The organism is Salinispora pacifica DSM 45544 (assembly GCF_000378845.1).
Lineage (GTDB): Bacteria > Actinomycetota > Actinomycetes > Mycobacteriales > Micromonosporaceae > Micromonospora > Micromonospora pacifica.
Window position 1 is genome coordinate 719,097 of the sequence record NZ_KB905359.1, and the last position, 15,371, is coordinate 734,467.

The 15,371-nt window shown below is 70.6% G+C and carries 13 protein-coding genes and 1 pseudogene; 6 read left to right on the forward strand and 8 right to left on the reverse strand.

Annotated elements, in window-relative coordinates:
* The 6 genes and pseudogenes from SALPAC3_RS0103325 to SALPAC3_RS0103350 all read right to left on the reverse strand — a co-directional run bounded on the left by SALPAC3_RS0103325 (nucleotide 1) and on the right by SALPAC3_RS0103350 (nucleotide 7,278).
* A complete protein-coding gene (locus SALPAC3_RS0103325) occupies nucleotides 1–744 on the reverse strand; it encodes an antibiotic biosynthesis monooxygenase family protein (protein ID WP_018219851.1) in 744 nt (247 codons plus the stop codon).
* Nucleotides 745–814: 70 nt separating this feature from the next.
* Nucleotides 815–2,293, reverse strand: coding sequence for an FAD-dependent monooxygenase (locus SALPAC3_RS0103330; RefSeq protein WP_018219852.1), 1,479 nt, complete (start codon nucleotides 2,291–2,293; stop codon nucleotides 815–817).
* Nucleotides 2,280–3,755 (reverse strand): annotated as a pseudogene (locus SALPAC3_RS0103335) (FAD-dependent monooxygenase); the annotation flags it as partial. The gene SALPAC3_RS0103330 and the pseudogene SALPAC3_RS0103335, both read right to left, overlap by 14 nt.
* Complete coding sequence (locus tag SALPAC3_RS0103340; protein ID WP_018219854.1) at nucleotides 3,716–4,678, reverse strand: aromatase/cyclase; 963 nt, start codon at nucleotides 4,676–4,678, stop codon at nucleotides 3,716–3,718. The gene SALPAC3_RS0103340 and the pseudogene SALPAC3_RS0103335, both read right to left, overlap by 40 nt.
* 21 nt (nucleotides 4,679–4,699) lie before the next feature.
* Entirely contained in the window at nucleotides 4,700–6,211 is a 1,512-nt protein-coding gene (locus tag SALPAC3_RS0103345; RefSeq protein ID WP_018219855.1) for an FAD-dependent monooxygenase, read from the reverse strand.
* A 53-nt stretch (nucleotides 6,212–6,264) separates the two neighbouring features.
* A complete protein-coding gene (locus tag SALPAC3_RS0103350; RefSeq protein WP_018219856.1) occupies nucleotides 6,265–7,278 on the reverse strand; it encodes a methyltransferase in 1,014 nt (337 codons plus the stop codon).
* A 214-nt stretch (nucleotides 7,279–7,492) separates the two neighbouring features.
* Between SALPAC3_RS0103350 and SALPAC3_RS0103355 the strand changes: the two genes are divergently transcribed.
* The 3 genes from SALPAC3_RS0103355 to SALPAC3_RS0103365 are packed head-to-tail and all read left to right on the forward strand — an operon-like array spanning nucleotide 7,493 to nucleotide 9,267.
* On the forward strand, nucleotides 7,493–8,278 hold the full coding sequence (locus SALPAC3_RS0103355) for an SDR family NAD(P)-dependent oxidoreductase (protein ID WP_018219857.1): 786 nt from the start codon (nucleotides 7,493–7,495) through the stop codon (nucleotides 8,276–8,278).
* A gap of 28 nt (nucleotides 8,279–8,306) precedes the next feature.
* Nucleotides 8,307–8,636 (forward strand): TcmI family type II polyketide cyclase, encoded by a 330-nt coding sequence (locus SALPAC3_RS0103360; RefSeq protein WP_018219858.1) that lies wholly within the window; start codon nucleotides 8,307–8,309, stop codon nucleotides 8,634–8,636.
* Nucleotides 8,637–8,649: 13 nt separating this feature from the next.
* Nucleotides 8,650–9,267: a mycothiol-dependent nitroreductase Rv2466c family protein gene (locus tag SALPAC3_RS0103365; RefSeq protein WP_018219859.1), complete on the forward strand. Its 618-nt coding sequence runs from the start codon at nucleotides 8,650–8,652 to the stop codon at nucleotides 9,265–9,267.
* Between the two features lie 58 nt (nucleotides 9,268–9,325).
* Here the strand turns inward: SALPAC3_RS0103365 and SALPAC3_RS0103370 are convergent, their stop codons facing one another.
* Nucleotides 9,326–10,198: an NmrA/HSCARG family protein gene (locus SALPAC3_RS0103370; protein WP_018219860.1), complete on the reverse strand. Its 873-nt coding sequence runs from the start codon at nucleotides 10,196–10,198 to the stop codon at nucleotides 9,326–9,328.
* Between the two features lie 84 nt (nucleotides 10,199–10,282).
* Complete coding sequence (locus tag SALPAC3_RS0103375; protein WP_018219861.1) at nucleotides 10,283–11,011, reverse strand: SDR family oxidoreductase; 729 nt, start codon at nucleotides 11,009–11,011, stop codon at nucleotides 10,283–10,285.
* A 216-nt stretch (nucleotides 11,012–11,227) separates the two neighbouring features.
* On the opposite strand from SALPAC3_RS0103375, the gene SALPAC3_RS0103380 reads away from it, so the two are divergent.
* The 3 genes from SALPAC3_RS0103380 to SALPAC3_RS0103390 are packed head-to-tail and all read left to right on the forward strand — an operon-like array spanning nucleotide 11,228 to nucleotide 15,366.
* Entirely contained in the window at nucleotides 11,228–12,700 is a 1,473-nt protein-coding gene (locus SALPAC3_RS0103380) for an FAD-dependent monooxygenase (protein ID WP_018219862.1), read from the forward strand.
* Nucleotides 12,697–14,208, forward strand: coding sequence for an FAD-dependent monooxygenase (locus SALPAC3_RS0103385; RefSeq protein WP_018219863.1), 1,512 nt, complete (start codon nucleotides 12,697–12,699; stop codon nucleotides 14,206–14,208). Before SALPAC3_RS0103380 ends, SALPAC3_RS0103385 begins: the two co-directional genes overlap by 4 nt.
* Nucleotides 14,209–14,259: 51 nt before the next feature.
* A complete protein-coding gene (locus SALPAC3_RS0103390) occupies nucleotides 14,260–15,366 on the forward strand; it encodes a ParB/RepB/Spo0J family partition protein (protein ID WP_018219864.1) in 1,107 nt (368 codons plus the stop codon).
* The last annotated feature ends 5 nt before the right edge of the window (nucleotides 15,367–15,371 follow it).

The following is a 15,371-nucleotide window of genomic DNA, read 5'->3' on the forward strand; positions in this document are numbered from 1 at the left end:
TCAGGCCGACGCGGGTTGGGCGCTGGACCGGGTGTGGACGACCCGATAGGTGTTCCAGCTGGTGGTGGTTGTGAGGGAGTTCCGCTTCTCCAGCGACCTGCGGCTGGCCGCGGGCTGGTCGGCGGCGGGTCGGGTGCGGAACGCGTCGAAGGTCTCCGGGCTGTCCCACTGGGAGTAGACCACCACGAAGTCCCGCTCCTCGCCGACGGCGGTCAGACCACTGCCACCGCCCTGGACGCCCCGGGCCCGAATGCCGCGGAGCAGGCTCTGCGAGCGATAGCCCGGTACGTCCACCAGCCACTGATGGGCCGCGCCCAGGGTGCCGATCAGCTGGTCCTGATCGGCGGGGGCCACGCCGAGGATCTCAATCACCGTGTAGTCGTCGCGGGCCGGTGAGATCTCCGTGACCGCACCGAGCGTGGGGTGGCGCTGGCTCACCTCCACCTCGGTCTGCAGCAACCGGATGAAGGTGGTGATCTCGTGGAACACCGGAACCGTACGGTGCTTGAACTCGTCGCCGGCGTACCGCGACTCCAGATCCTGTTTGCCGCGCCACTGGATGAAGTTGGCGGTCCCCGGCTCGGTCCGGCCCCGATGCACGGTACTGGAGATCCAACCGGGGTAGTTCGCGGTGTCGACGATCGCCCGCATCTCGCCGACGAGTCGATCCACTCGCTCGGGGGTGTCGGTCTTGAACAGGTTGATGACCGTCAGGTAGCCGTTTTCGGGGTCGATGTAGGGCATGCGTCTCCTCGCTCCGCTGGGACCCGCGGCGGGCCTACGCCGCGCGGGACTTTCGGGCTGGGTGGGCCGGTCAGGGCCGGCCACACCACCGGATGAGGGCCTCCGACAGGCCGGTGCTGTCCGCAGCTTTCGAGCCGAGCCACGCGACGTAGCCGTCCGGCCGCACCAGCACAGCGTTGACCTCCGCCAACGCACCGGCGGGCGGCGCGGTCGCAGTGACCACGTCAACCCGGTCCTTCCACGGCGCCGCCACCGCGCGCAGCTCGGCATCGCCGGCCAGGTCGAGGAGGACGCTTCGGCCGCTGTGCAGGAAGCTGAAGGCCCGGGCGGTGCCGACCGGCCCGAAGTCACCGGTGAGCTCGGTGTCGGGCAGCCGCCGGCCGAGCAGCGTTTGGTCGTCCGCTCCGACCTCGTAGCGGATGTCCAGCCCGGTGACCATGCCGACCAGCAGCTGCTGGGCCTCCTCGTAGGCGAGCAGCTCGGTCATCACCGCCCGCATCGGGTCCAGTTCGTCGCCGCCCAGATACAGAATGCGCTGTGCGAGGGTGTTGGTCAGGATCCGGGCGGCGACCGGGTGCCGTTCGGTGTGGTAGGTGTCCAGCAAACCGTCCGGAACATGACCCTTGATCGCCGCGCCGAGCTTCCAGCCGAGGTTGACGGCGTCGCCGATGCCCGCGCTCATCCCCTGCGCGCCGACCGGCAGGTGGATGTGCGCCGCGTCGCCGAGCAGGAACACCCGGCCACGCCGGTACTCCGCCGCCTGCCGGCTGGCGTCGGTGGTCCAACTGGTCCACAGCGGGTTCCCGCCGCTGATGTCCTCACCGGTCAACCGATTCCAGGCGGCGGCGATCATCTCGAAGCTCGGCGCCCCCTCGCCACGCCGGGTCATGCCGCGTTCGTAAACCACCACCCGGTTGACCTCGGGGCCCAGCGGAAGCACCATGACCATTCCACCGGGTACCCGCTCGCCGGAGAATCGGGGCCGCAGCGCACAGCCCGCCACGTCGGCAAACCACATCTCGATTGTGGCATCGGTGCCGGGGAAGTCCACTCCGACCGACTTCCGTACGGTGCTGCGGCCACCGTCGCAGCCGGCCACGTACCGGGCCCGCAGACGCGTGGAGCCCGTCGGGGTGTCGACATCCAGCTCGACGCCCCCGTCGATCTCCCGCAGCCCGGTCACCTCGTGGCCCCGGCGGAGTTCGGCGCCCTGTTCGGTGGCCCAGCCGGTCAGGATCCCCTCGGTGAGTGACTGCGGCTTACCCCGGGCCCCGTACGAGCCGCCGGGTACCACCTGAAAGTTCAGCGGCAGCCCACCGAAGTGGCCGAAGGGGATGGTCTGTAGCTCGCCGAAGCGGGGCAGTAGTCCACGCTGGTCGAACTCCTCGATCGTCCGGGCCGAGAAGCCGAGCGCGCGAGACTGCTTCGTCGGCTCGGTGAGCCGGTCCAGGACGAGAGCCTCGACCCCGGCGAGGCGCAGTTCGCCGGCGAGCATGAGCCCGGTGGGGCCGGCCCCAACAATGATGACGTCTGCGTCAAAGTCTGGCATTTTCCTTCCTACCTTCCACCCACAGCAGCTTCTCGATTGCCTGTTCCAGGCCCTCCTCGTCGTCGCCGGCCCAGGCGATGTAGCCGTCTGGGCGCAAAAGGAGGGCGGTGGCGTCCAGGGGAGGACCACCGTCACAACGGGCGCGCACGGTCCGGACCGCAGCACGGTGCGGACCGTCCGTACCGGGTTTGAGCCGGACAATGACGGGCTCGGAGTCAGCCAACGGAAGCGGCCCCGAGTCGGTTCGCAACCGTAGCTTCGTAGCCCGCCGCCCGATCGGCGACGGGCCAGGTGGGCCAGACCGGTCCCTCAGGTTGGCGGCGGTCTCGGCCAAATGATCGCGGACCGGCCGCAGGCCGACGAGCTCCGCCAGGATCGCCCGGAGCGGCTCGACCTCCGCTCCGCCCAGCAGCAGCGTCTCCTGCGCGGTGACGTGCTCCAGCACCCGCGCCGCGACCGGGTGCCGCTCGTCGTGGTAGCTGTCCAGGAGCCCGGGTGCGGCCCAGCCGCGCACCGTCGCCGCCAGCTTCCAGCCCAGGTTCACCGCGTCCTGGAGTCCGACGTTGAGCGCCTGGCCACCGATCGGAAGGTGCCAGTGGGCGGCGTCCCCGGCCAGCAACACCCGACCCCGTCGATACGCACCGACCTGCCCCCGGGAATTGTCGAAGGCATCCAGCCAGACCGGAGTCCCACCGGAGAGGTCCTCGCCGGTCACCGCCGCCCAGGCCCGGACGACCGCACCGAACTCCGGCCGCCCCACCCGGGCGGGCACCGGCTGGCCGGCCACATGCACCATCACCCGGGTGACACCGGCTCGGGTCGCCGCCACCGCAAGCCCGCCGGGCCACCGCTCGAACCTACGGTCCCGGATCCGAAGCCCGGTAACGTCCGCCCGCAACAGCTCCCTCGTCGCCGCCGCCGCCGACACCGGGAAATCCCACAGCCGGCGCACGGCGCTGTCCGACCCGTCACAGCCGACCACGAAACCCGCATCGAGGCGCTGCCGTCCCGCGGGCCCCCGGAGCTGGCAGACCACATGGCCCGACCCGGCGGTGAGCCCGGTCAGTTCGTGCCCCCGCAGCACCGTCGCGCCCCAACGCCGGGCGTACTCAGCGAGCACAGCCTCGGTCCGGTACTGCGGCACCTTCCAGTTACCCGGGTACGCACTGTCCAGCTCGGACAGCTCAAATCCCAGGCCGGCGAAGTGGGCCCGCGACTCGTGCCCGGCCTCGGCGAGCAGTGCATCGATGCCCCGCTCGTGCAGCAGCTCGGCGGTGAGCGTGGAGAGCTGACTCGCCCGTGACTCGGTCATCGCCTCGGCCAGCCGCTCCACGACGACGACCGGCACCCCGGCCCGACCCAGCTCGCCGGCGAGCAGGAGCCCGACCGGGCCGGCGCCGACGATGACGACCGGGGTGACCGTCACGGCACTACCCGTCCCCCGCCGGCGCCCTCGGCATACGCCTTCGCGGCCCGCAGGGTCGTCAGACTGTTCGCACTGAGGGCGTTTCGGACGAACTCCCGCGCGGCCGGCAGGTCGGCCCCCGGCCCGAGGACCTCGGCGATCCGCGCGGTATTGATCCGCACCGTATGCCGGGAGGTGACCAGCACCCGCCCCGGGCCCTGCTCCTCGATCAACCAGCGACCGAGGTGCAGCGTCAGCAGGGCGGGCGGGACGATCTGCTTGTAGACGATGCCGCGGTGCGGCTCGCAGACCCGGACCGAGCGCGTCGTGTGCACCGGCCCGTCCTTGGTGCGGGTATCCATCTCCAGCACCTGAAGCCCCGGTGTCTCCTCCCCCAGCACCACCCGAGCGACGTGCGGGAGCCGCAGTGGCCAGCGCCGGGCGTCGTTGAGAAAGTCGTAGACCTCCGCGGCACTACCGGCGACCGGCACGGTGTCATCGAAGGAGAAGCGCTGGTCGGCGACGAGCTCGGCAGCCGTCTTGAGCGCCGCCAGCTCCGAAGTGCTGTTGCGGTTCACCGCTCGCCGGATCCAGGCCAGATCGGCGGGGTCCTCGCTGGCCGCGAAGAAGTCGTGCAGCAGCCGCACCCGGCAGGCGCCGGCGGAGATCGGCTCGATCACCCACGCTCCGCCCATGCCGCCGACCGGATGCTGCGAGCGCTCCTGCCGGAAAGAGACGGTCCACCGCTCCCGGTCGTGCCGCCGCCGCGAGGTCCACGTCTTGGCGGCGCCGTTGGCGGTCGCCCAGATCCGGATCAGCTCGGCCTCGCCGTCACGTTCGAGACACTCGGCGTGGACCGTCGGTGGGAACACCTCCGGCCAGCGGCCGACCTCCTCGATCAACGCGTACACCCGCTCGGCGGGCGCGTCGACGACGACCTGATGCTCCGTCTCGTGCACCGTATCGGTGGTCACGTTCACCCCTCCCCTGGGTACGGCTGTCTAGTGGGCGCGCGCGAGGCGGTCCGGGTCGGTGGACTCACCGGTCGATCGGGCCGCACCGAACCAACGCCGCAGGGCGTCAACCAGCTCGCCCCCGCCCGGCGCGACCCAGGCGAGGTAGCCGTCCGGGCGGACCAGCACCGATTCCGGGGGCGGGCCGGCTACGCCCAGGTTGGCGGGCATACTTCGCACCCGTACCAGGTCGACCCGGTCGGACCAGGCGGCGGCCGACCGCTCCGTCGCCGCGGAGTCCGCAGCGGTGATCAGGACACCCCGCGCCGACTGCAGCAGCCGGGCGATCCGGTCCCGGCCGCCCCCGACCAGCTCCAGTTCGCGGTCCGGAATCCGCGCGCCGACCAGCGGTGCGGCCTCCGGGTCCGGGTCGTGTCGAATATCGAGTCCGCTCACCATGCCGGAGAGGTGCCGCGCCACCACCGGTAGCGCGATGAGCTCGGCCACCACGGCACGCAGCGGCTCGACCGAGTTCCCGCTGAGGTTGAGAATTCCCTGGGCACGGGTATTGCGCAGGACCCGAGCCCCCACCGGATGGCGCTCGCGGTGATAGGTGTCGAGTAGCCCGGCGTCCGCTGTGCCCCGGACCGTGGCCGCCAGCTTCCAACCGAGGTTCACCGCGTCCTGCACGCCAATGCTCATTCCCTGCCCACCGGCGGGCAGGTGAATGTGGGCGGCGTCCCCGGCCAGCAGCACCCGCCCCCGCCGGTACTCGGTTACCTGGCGGGTGGCGTCGGTGAACCGGCTCACCCAGCGCGCCGTGCCGTGCTGGATGGACTCGCCGGTCAGCCGCTGCCAGGCGTCCGCCACGTCGGCGAAGGTGACCTGTCGGTCCCGATCCGGTGGGGTGCCGGTCTCACAGACGATGATGCGGGAGTAGCCCTCGCCGAGCGCCCCCGCCATGACCATGCCGTTCGGCAGCAGCTCGCCGATCATCCGCGGCCGGATATCACAGCCGGTCACGTCCGCCAGGTACATCTCGCAGGTCGCGTCCCGGCCGGGGAAGTCAAAACCGGAGAGCTTGCGTACGGTGCTTCGGCCGCCGTCGCAACCCACCAGGTAGTGCGCCGAGTACTCGATCCGGCCGTCCGGTCCCTGCACGGTCGCCGTGACGTGGTCGCCGGTATCACTCAGCTCGATCAGCTCCTGCCCCCGGCACAGGACCACCCCGAGCTCCAACGCTCGGTTCTCCAGCATCTCCTCGACGGTGAACTGCGGCGCGCCGCGGACTCCGAAGTGCGAGTCCTCGAGCACCCCGAAGTCGAGCGGAATGCCACCGAAGTGCCCCTGCCGGGTGATCTCGGCGTTCTCCAGCCGCTCCAGCAGGCCTCGCTGCGCGAAGACCTCCGCCGCGCGCGCCGTGAATCCGATGCCGCGGGACTCCCAGCTCCGCTCGCTACGCCGTTCGACAACGGTGACGCTCGCGCCGCCGAGCCGGAGCTCGGCCGCGAGCATCAGTCCGGTGGGTCCGGCGCCGATGACGATCACGTCCGTATCCATCTGCTGACCTCAGCTCCTCAGTGGCGGCGGTGGGAGCGGCGGTACGGCGAGTCTCATACCGGAACCGCCTCGATGATCGAGACCGGTGAGGCGGTCGGGATGACCCGGGTAACCTTCAGGCCGGCCTCGGCGAACAGCTCGGTGTACTGCGGCCGGGTGCGCTCCTTGGCGCCGAGCAGCAGCAGGAGCCACAGATCAATGATCTTGCCAATGTGGGGTTCGTTCTGCTCCTCGAGCACATACTCGATCACGAGCATGGTCCCGTCCGGGGCGATCGCCTCCCGCACGTTGTGCAGTAGCTGCCGGCAGGCGGGCTCCGGGAAGTCGTGCAGGACGTGCTTGAGCACATAGGCGTCGGCACCGGCCGGCAGGGTGTCGAACTGGCCGCCATGCTCGATTGTCACCCGGTCACCGACACCGGCCGAGGCGAAGACCGCCGGTGCGTCCGCGGTGGCGACCTCGTTGTCGAACAGGATGCCGTTGGCACCCCCGGTCTGGGCGAGGATTCCGGCCAGCAGCGTGCCGCGCCCGCCAACGACATCCACCACGGTACGGAACCGCGAGAAGTCGTACGCGGCGAGCACCGGGGCGGTCTCCGCGCCGGAGAGGCTTCCCATACCCTGGAAGAACTCGGCCGCGTACGCCGGGTTCGCCATCAGGAATTCAAAGGCGCCCATGCCTCGCAGTTTCGGTAGGTTGGCCGCACCGGTACGCACCGACTCGATCAGGTGCCCCCACTCCTCCCAGAGCAGCGGATGCCCCATGAGCATCGCTATGCCGCGCATGGAATCCGGCGCGTCGTCGCGCAGCGCCTCGCCCATCGGGGTGAGCGCGAAGCTGCCATCCGGTCGCAACGTGAACACCGAGCAGCCGGAGAGCGTACGCAGCAGCCGATAGGTCGCCTCCGGATCGGAGCCCACGCGTTTGGCGATCTCCTCCGCCGGCAACGGGCCGGCGGCCAGAACGTCGGCGATGCCAAGCGTGGCCGCGGCCGAGATCGCCTGCGTGATCACCGAGCCCTGAATCAGGTCGAGTAACTGGTAGGCAGCGGAATTGTCCCGCACCACGGGAGCGGCAGGAAATGCGGACATAATCCTTTTCCTCCGAGGCAATAGTGAGATGCCAGACGATAGGCCGGGCTGTTTTCTGGTGGCAAGCCCAACCAGGTTGTTCAACTGACGAGTCGACGCGGTTGGAACAGCGTTTTCCACCGAGACTCGAGCGATATTTCGCAACTCGTTGACACACTGCCGCGACACCGTATTCGGGAAGGGCGGCCCCATGGCAGAGCACGAACAGCGAGTAGCGCTGATCACCGGTGGAACCAGTGGAATCGGCTTGGCGGTCGCGGAGACGCTCGCCCGCCGCGGCCTCAGGGTCTTCCTCTGTGCGCGAACTCCGGCGGCCGTCGAGGAGACCGTCGGCAAGCTGCGGGCCGACGGTCACCAGGCCGCCGGCGTCGGCGCGGATGTCCGGCGCCAGGCCGACGTCGAGCGCCTCGTGGGCGCTGCCGTCGCGCAGTACGGACACGTTGATGTCCTGGTGAACAACGCCGGGCGCAGCGGCGGCGGGGTGACCGCCACCATCGAGGACGAGCTCTGGACGGACGTCATCGAGACCAACCTGAACAGCGTCTTCCGGGTCACCCGCGAGGTACTCCGGTCAGGACAGCCGCTGGAGCGCGGCTGGGGCCGGATCATCAGCATCGCGTCCACCGGGGGTAAGCAGGGGGTGGTGCTCGGTGCGCCCTACTCCGCGTCCAAGCACGGGGTGATCGGCTTCACCAAGGCGCTGGGGCTGGAACTCGCCAAGACCGGGGTCACGGTCAACGCCGTCTGCCCCGGCTACGTCGAGACGCCGATGGCGCAGCGGGTCCGGCAGGGGTACGCCGCGCATTTCGCGACGACCGAGGCGGAAATCCTGGAGCGATTCCAGGCGAAGATCCCGTTGGGCCGCTACTCCACCCCCGCGGAGGTCGCCGGCCTCGTCGGTTACCTGGTCAGCGATGCGGCCGCTCCGGTCACCGCACAGGCGATCAACGTCTGTGGTGGCCTCGGAAACTACTGATCTCGCAGCTGAGGGCGGTGACGCGACAATGTACAGCACCCTGATCGTAGGTCGAATGCGTCCGCAGTGGTCGGCGGAGGTCGCCGAGCTCTTCGGCGTATTCGACGGAACCGAGATGCCGCACCGCATGGGCACCCGACGCCGCGAGCTGTTCCATTACCGAGGGCTCTACTTTCACCTGCAGGATTTCGACGGCGAAGACGGCGGCGAGCGGATCGCGCAGGCCCGCACCGACCCCCGTTTTCTGCAGATCAGCGACGATCTGAAGCCCCTTATCCAGCCCTACGACCCCGCGACCTGGCGTTCCCCCACGGACGCCCTGGCCACCCGGTTCTATCACTGGGCCGCGAACGGTTGAAAGGAGGCCGGCGATGTCGGACGAGGTCCGCACCCCCGTAGATTTCTGGTTCGACCCGACCTGTCCCTGGGCCTGGATCACCTCCCGGTGGCTGCTCGAGGTCGCCCGGCAGCGGCCGATCACGCCATGCTGGCACGTCATGAGCCTGACGCTGCTCAACGAAGGACGCGACGACCTGCCAGCGCGCTACCGGAGCGGGATGCAGGGCGCCTTGGAGGCGGTGCGGGTCTGCGTCGCCGCCGAGCAGAAGTACGGTGCCCCTGCGTTGGGCCGGCTGTACACCGAGCTGGGCACCCGGTTCCACCTCGAGAACGCCCCCCGGCAGCGCTCCACCTATGCGGCGGCGCTGGTCGCCGCGAACCTGGATCCCGGGCTGGTCGTGGCAGCGAATTCCACCGAGTACGACGAGGCGCTCCGCGCCACTCACGACGACGGTGTCGGTCGCGTCGGCGCCGATGTCGGCACGCCGGTGATCGCGGTGCGGGACGTGGCGTTCTTCGGTCCGGTGGTGTCGCCGGCGCCACGGGGCGCCGCCGCACTCCGGCTCTGGGACGGCCTGCTGGCGCTGGCCACGACCGAGGGGTTCTTCGAGCTCAAGCGCAGTCGTACCCAGGGGCCGGTCGTCAACTGACCGCGACCACGGCGGGCGCCGGCACCGGGACGGGTGCCGGCGGCCCGCCTGCCGTCGGTCACCGGCCCGGCTGCGGCGCCGTCCAGGTGGACCGGAGGAACGCCTCCAAGCTGACCAGGTCCGGCCGAATCCGGCGCAACGCCGGCAGGTCAGCGCGGTATCCCCCGTCGTTGAAGAAGTCGAACATGGCCGCCAGATCCGGACGGGCGGCGCGGAGCTGACCGATCGGCAACTGCTCGTAGCGCGCCGGTAGGCCAGCGACCCGCCCGAACGCCGCCGCCATCTCGGGTCCGGTGAGTTCGTCCCCGGCGAGCTCCACCTGCCGCCCCAGCCAGTTGTCCGGATCGTCGAAGGCGTCCGCCGCGAAGGCGCCGATGTCGCTGGTCGCGATCAGCTGTAACGGCACCTCGGGGTGCAGCCACAGACCGAGGACCAGCCCCCCATCGGCCAGCCGCGGACCGGTGTCGTGAAGAACCTCGTGAAACATGGTGGGCCGCAGTACCGTCGCCGGGATGCCCAACTGCTGGATGTGCTGCTCGACCTGCCACTTGCTCGCGAAATGGTCAACGCCGTTGGCCCGCTCCGCGCCCCCGACGGAGCTGTAGACCAGGTGGTCCACGCCGGTGCGGGCCGCGGCGTCGGCGACCGCCTTACCCTGCCGTTCCTCGGTGACCACACCACCCGGGGTCCGGAACGTCTGGACGCTGAACACCCCGTGCAGACCGGTCATCGCCGCCGCCAACGACGCCTCGTCGTCGAGATCTCCGGGGACCAGCACGGCGCCGGCGGCCGCCAGTGCCCGGGCCGCGGGCTTGTCCGGATCCCGGACCAGGACGTGCACCGTCCACCCTCGACGTAGTAGTTCGCGGGCCGTCGCCCCACCCTGTCGGCCGGTACCGCCCAGCACCAGAATCGCCGCATCTGTCGGCACGTTTGCTCCTTCGTGCAGCGCGCACACCCGCGGTGTCCGCGAGGAAGCGCGGTCACCAGGGGCGGTGTCCGCGAGGAAGTCCGGTCACCAGGGCACGACGCCGTCCGCGGAGAGGCAGTAGCCGGAGGGCCCCGCCTCGTCCAGCAACGCCAGCCGGACCGCTATCGCCGCGCCTTCCGCGGGAGTCCGGTTTCCCCGGTGGCCGTTGAGGTCCGTGGCCACCATTCCGGGGCTCACCGCGTTCACCTTGATCGGCGTGTCACGCAGTTCCTTGGCGTACCCGACGGTGATCGCGTTCAGGGCGGTCTTGGAGGACTGGTACGCCAGCAGGTTAATCCCGGCCAGCGGCGAGTCCGGCTGCGAGTTCAGTGTCAGGGAGCCCAGGTGGCTGGAGACGTTGACCACCCGCCCGGTCGCCGCCCGAAGCAGCAGCGGAAGCACGGCGTTGGTCACCGACACCACCCCGAGGACGTTGGTCTCGTATACCTGGCGAAGGTCATCGGCGCGCACCGTGCTGGGCGCACCGGTGGCGGCACCAGCGATGCCGGCGTTGTTGACCAGGATGTCCAGGCGGCCGAAGCGCTGCTCGACCTCCGCCGCAGCCGCCGAGATCGAGGCCGGATCCGTCACGTCCAGGCGCACCGGGACCGCCCTGATGCCCTGGGCCGCCAGGGAGTCCACCGCCTGCTTGCCCCGGTTCTCGTCCCGGGACCCGACGAGGACGATGTGCCCTCGCTCCCCCAACTGGCGCGCGATCTCGTACCCGATTCCCTTGTTCGCACCTGTGATCAGCGCGATCTTCTCGACCGGCACGTCCGCAATTCCTTTCCGTCGCCCTGTCGCGTCCATGCTGAACGGCCGACCGGAATCCGGCACCTCTGAAATTGCCACGCAATAGTGCGGGTTCAACCGAGCCGAAATCCGCAGTCGAACAATTACCCCCAAGCATCAACCGATATTGAACCGATGAGCGTCCGCGGATACTTTGGCCTCGCGATTATCCGGCCGCGAGGCGGAAAGGTCCGGGAAATGGATACCGATGTGATCGTGGTGGGTGCGGGACCGGTCGGCCTGATGCTCGCCGTTGAACTGCACCTCGGCGGCGCGCGGGTACGGGTCTACGACCGCCTCGCCGCAGCCACCGGCGAGTCCCGTGCGCTCGGCTTCAACCGGCGTGCCGCCGAATCGCTGGACCAGCGCGGCCTGCTCGCACGGTTGGCGGGCATCCGCTGGGGCCCGATGGGACACTTCGGCGGCGTACGCATCGACCTCAGCCGGCTCGACGACGACCACAGTGGCATCCTGGGCCTGCCGCAGGCCCGCACCGAGCAGATGCTCACGGACTGGCTGGCCGCCCAGGGCGTTCCGGTGATCCGGCGACACGAGCTCACCGGCGTGCGGGAAGCGGGCAACGGTGTCGTCGCCGCCTTCGCCGAGCCCGGCGGAGGCACCGAGGTGCGGGCCCACTACCTGGTCGGCTGTGATGGCGCCCGGAGCACCGTCCGGGCGCTGGCCGGGATCAAGGCCTCCGGCCCCGCAGCCACCCGGGGCATGTACACCGCGGAGATCACCGGAGTCGAGTTACGCCCTCGTCCGATCGGCGAACGGCGGCCCGGCGGCAGCATGGTGGTGTGCACACCGGTGGGAGACGGTCGCTACCGCATCGTGCTGCACGACCGGGGACTACCGCCGAACCCGGATCCGGACGCACTGACGTTCGCCGAGGTCGCCGACGCGTGGCAACGCCTCACCGGCGAGTCCCTGCACCACGGGTCGGCACAGTGGCTGTGGGCCTGCGGCAACGCGGCCGCGGTGGCCGAGCAGTACCGGCGCGGCCGGATCTTCCTGGCCGGCGACGCCGCACACGAGATGCCGCCGCTGGCGGCGTGGGGCCTCAGCGCCGGCCTGCAGGACGCGGTTAACCTGGGCTGGAAGCTGGCGGCGGCGGTGCACGGCTGGGCACCACCCGACCTGCTCGACACCTACCACACCGAACGCCACCCGATCGGACGGCAGCTGATCGCCGACGCGCAGGCCGCCTCGTCGCTGTACCTCGGGGACGAGACGATGGAACCGATCCGCAGCGTGCTGGCGGAGCTGGTCACCCACACCGACGCGGCCGAGCACCTCGCCGGGCGCGGTAGCGGGCTCGGCATCCGCTACGACCTCGGCCCGGGCGAGCACCCCCTCCTCGGCCGACGCATGCCCCCACACCACCAACTCACCCTCCCCAACGGCGACACCCCCCGCATCACCGACCTACTCCACCCCGCCCGCCCCCTCCTCATCACCACCACCACCGCGCACCCCACCGCCCACCCCTGGACCGACCGCATCGACATCATCACCGGCACCTGGACCCACCAACCCCACCCCACCCTCCACACCGCCCTCATCCGCCCCGACGGCTACCTCGCCTGGACCGCACCCGGCAGCACCAACGACCTCACCCACGCCCTCACCCGCTGGTTCGGCGCCCCCCAGAACGGAACCGGACGATGACCCGGGACGTGATCGTGGTCGGCGCCGGCCCGGTGGGCCTCATGCTCGCCGGGGAACTGCGGCTCGGCGGCGTCGATGTGGCGATCTACGAACGACTGGCGGCCCGACCGACCGAGTCCCGGGGCGCCAGCTTCACCCGCCGTACCGCGGAGTGCTTCGCGCAGCGCGGGCTGTTGGACCGGCTGGGCCCGACCGAGCCCGCGGAGAGTCACTTCGGCGGGGTGCCGATCAACCTCGCCCAACTTCCGGAGGACCATGCCGGTGCCCGGGGCATCTCCCAGTACCGGACCGAACGGATGTTGGAAGGCTGGGTGACCGAGTTGGGGGTGCCGGTATTCCGCGGCCACGAGGTCACCGGCTTCGAGGAGGGCCCCGACCGCGTCGTCGTCACCGTCGACGGCCCCGCCGGCTCCGGCCGGGCGGCCGCCCGGTTTCTGGTCGGCTGTGACGGCGGGCGCAGCACCGTCCGCGCGCTGGCCGGGATCGACTTCACCGGTGCCGAACCCACCCGGGGGTTCTACACCGCCGACGTCACCGGCATCGACACCCGACGGCGGCGGATCGGCGAGAATCTGCCCGACGGCAGCATGGTCATGGCGATGGATCTGGAGGACGGTGTCACCCGGGTCGTCGTGCACGAGCGAGGCATGCCGCCGAGAGACCGGAGCTCGCTGAGCTATCAGGAGCTGGCCGACTCCTGGCAGCGACTCACCGGTGAGTCCATCCATCACGGACGCTGCCGCTGGATCAGCTGCTTCACCGACGCCTCCCGGGTCAGCTCCGAGTACCGGCGCGGTCGGGTCTTCCTGGCCGGTGACGCCACCCACGTACAACCGCCGGCGATGGCACAGGGATTAAGCGTGGGCGTCCAGGACGCGGTCAACCTGGGCTGGAAGCTGGCAGCGGCGGTGCACGGCTGGGCACCACCCGACCTGCTCGACACCTACCACACCGAACGCCACCCGATCGGGCGACAGTTGGCCCGCAACGCGCGGGCCGCCATCGAGCTGCGACTCACCGGCGCCGAGCTGGACCCGCTCCGCGGCATCCTCGCCGAGCTGATCACCCACACCGACGCGGCCGAGCACCTCGCCGGGATGCTCAGCGGGCTCGGCATCCGCTACGACCTCGGCCCGGGCGAGCACCCCCTCCTCGGCCGACGCATGCCCCCACACCACCAACTCACCCTCCCCAACGGCGACACCCCCCGCATCACCGACCTACTCCACCCCGCCCGCCCCCTCCTCATCACCACCACCACCGCGCACCCCACCGCCCACCCCTGGACCGACCGCATCGACATCATCACCGGCACCTGGACCCACCAACCCCACCCCACCCTCCACACCGCCCTCATCCGCCCCGACGGCTACCTCGCCTGGACCGCACCCGGCAGCGCCAACGACCTCACCCACGCCCTCACCCGCTGGTTCGGCGCCCCCCAGAACGGAACCGGACCGAGCGGACCGGCACCGGCCGCCGGTCCACCCCGTCTCGACTACGGCTAAAGACACCCCTGCCACCCTCAGCCCAAACGGCGACCGAGGAGGGCGTACCGGATGTCTCGTCACCACGGGCAAGCTGCGCTGGCCACGGAAGGCTTCAGGCTCGCCAGAGCGGGCAGCGACGAAGCGACGGGCAGCGACAAATTCGATCTGAAGAACTTCGAGCGACTGCCGGCACGAGACGTTCCCCTGGACGCCCTGTCGCCCAGCCTGCGGCTGCGGCAGGGTGGCACGAGCGGAGCCCACGTCCAGTTACTCGTGGAGGCGGGCGGCACCACGCAGCTACCGCCGCTCCTCGTCCAGGAGGAGGGCTGGCGGGTTATCGACGGGCTGCACCGGCTCGAGGCCGCCCGGATCCGCGGCGATCACGTCATCCCCGCACGCTTCCTGGACTGCACCGACGCCGAGGCGCTCATCCTGGCGATGCAGGCGAACATCGCCCATGGGCTACCGCTGTCCCGGGCCGACCGGCTCTCCGGCGCCAACCGGGTGCTGTCGGAGTATCCGGACTGGTCTGACCGGGCCCTCGCCGCCATCACCGGATTGAGTGCGAAGACGATCGCATCGTTGCGTACCCGGTCGCCGGGGACGGCAGAGGTCGGCGGCAAGCGGATCGGCCGGGACGGAAGGCGTCGTCCGGTTACCGCCGTGGAGGGCCGACGCCGCGCCGCCGCCTACCTCAACGCCCACCCGGACGCCCCGCTGCGGCAGGTCGCCCGCGAGGCCGACGTATCACTGGGCACCGTCCATGATGTGAGCGCTCGGCTGCGCCGGGGCATCAGTCCGGAGCGCACCGGGCACCGCCTTTCCCCGGTCGAGCCGCCGGCGGGTCCAGCCCGGCGAGCCGCGGCGCCCACCCCCACGTTGCCGGCCCCCCGCGTTGGTGCGGTACGGCGCCGGGGGCGCGTGGCCGCTCCACTGACCTGGGCCGGGGTGGCGAACAAGCTGGCTACCGATCCGTCCATCCGGTACACCGAAGGCGGCCGGGCGTTCATTCGGTGGATGGCCTGGCACGCCGGCGCGCCACATCGCTGGCGGGAGGTCGCCGGCTCGATCCCGCCGCACTGGCTGAGCGTGATCGCCCCACTCGCGGACAGCATCAGTGAGGAGTGGAGCCTCTTCGCCGCACAACTCAAGCGCAAGCAGGAGGACGGACCGTAACGCCA

Bases quoted from the DNA above. Each gene is read 5' to 3' on its own strand.
- SALPAC3_RS0103355 (WP_018219857.1), top strand. From the start codon at position 7,493: ATGGCAGAGCACGAACAGCGAGTAGCGCTGATCACCGGTGGAACCAGT.
- SALPAC3_RS0103345 (WP_018219855.1), bottom strand. From the start codon at position 6,211: ATGGATACGGACGTGATCGTCATCGGCGCCGGACCCACCGGACTGATG.
- SALPAC3_RS0103365 (WP_018219859.1), top strand. From the start codon at position 8,650: ATGTCGGACGAGGTCCGCACCCCCGTAGATTTCTGGTTCGACCCGACC.
- SALPAC3_RS0103380 (WP_018219862.1), top strand. From the start codon at position 11,228: ATGGATACCGATGTGATCGTGGTGGGTGCGGGACCGGTCGGCCTGATG.
- SALPAC3_RS0103330 (WP_018219852.1), bottom strand. From the start codon at position 2,293: ATGCCAGACTTTGACGCAGACGTCATCATTGTTGGGGCCGGCCCCACC.
- SALPAC3_RS0103325 (WP_018219851.1), bottom strand. From the start codon at position 744: ATGCCCTACATCGACCCCGAAAACGGCTACCTGACGGTCATCAACCTG.
- SALPAC3_RS0103385 (WP_018219863.1), top strand. From the start codon at position 12,697: ATGACCCGGGACGTGATCGTGGTCGGCGCCGGCCCGGTGGGCCTCATG.
- SALPAC3_RS0103360 (WP_018219858.1), top strand. From the start codon at position 8,307: ATGTACAGCACCCTGATCGTAGGTCGAATGCGTCCGCAGTGGTCGGCG.
- SALPAC3_RS0103390 (WP_018219864.1), top strand. From the start codon at position 14,260: ATGTCTCGTCACCACGGGCAAGCTGCGCTGGCCACGGAAGGCTTCAGG.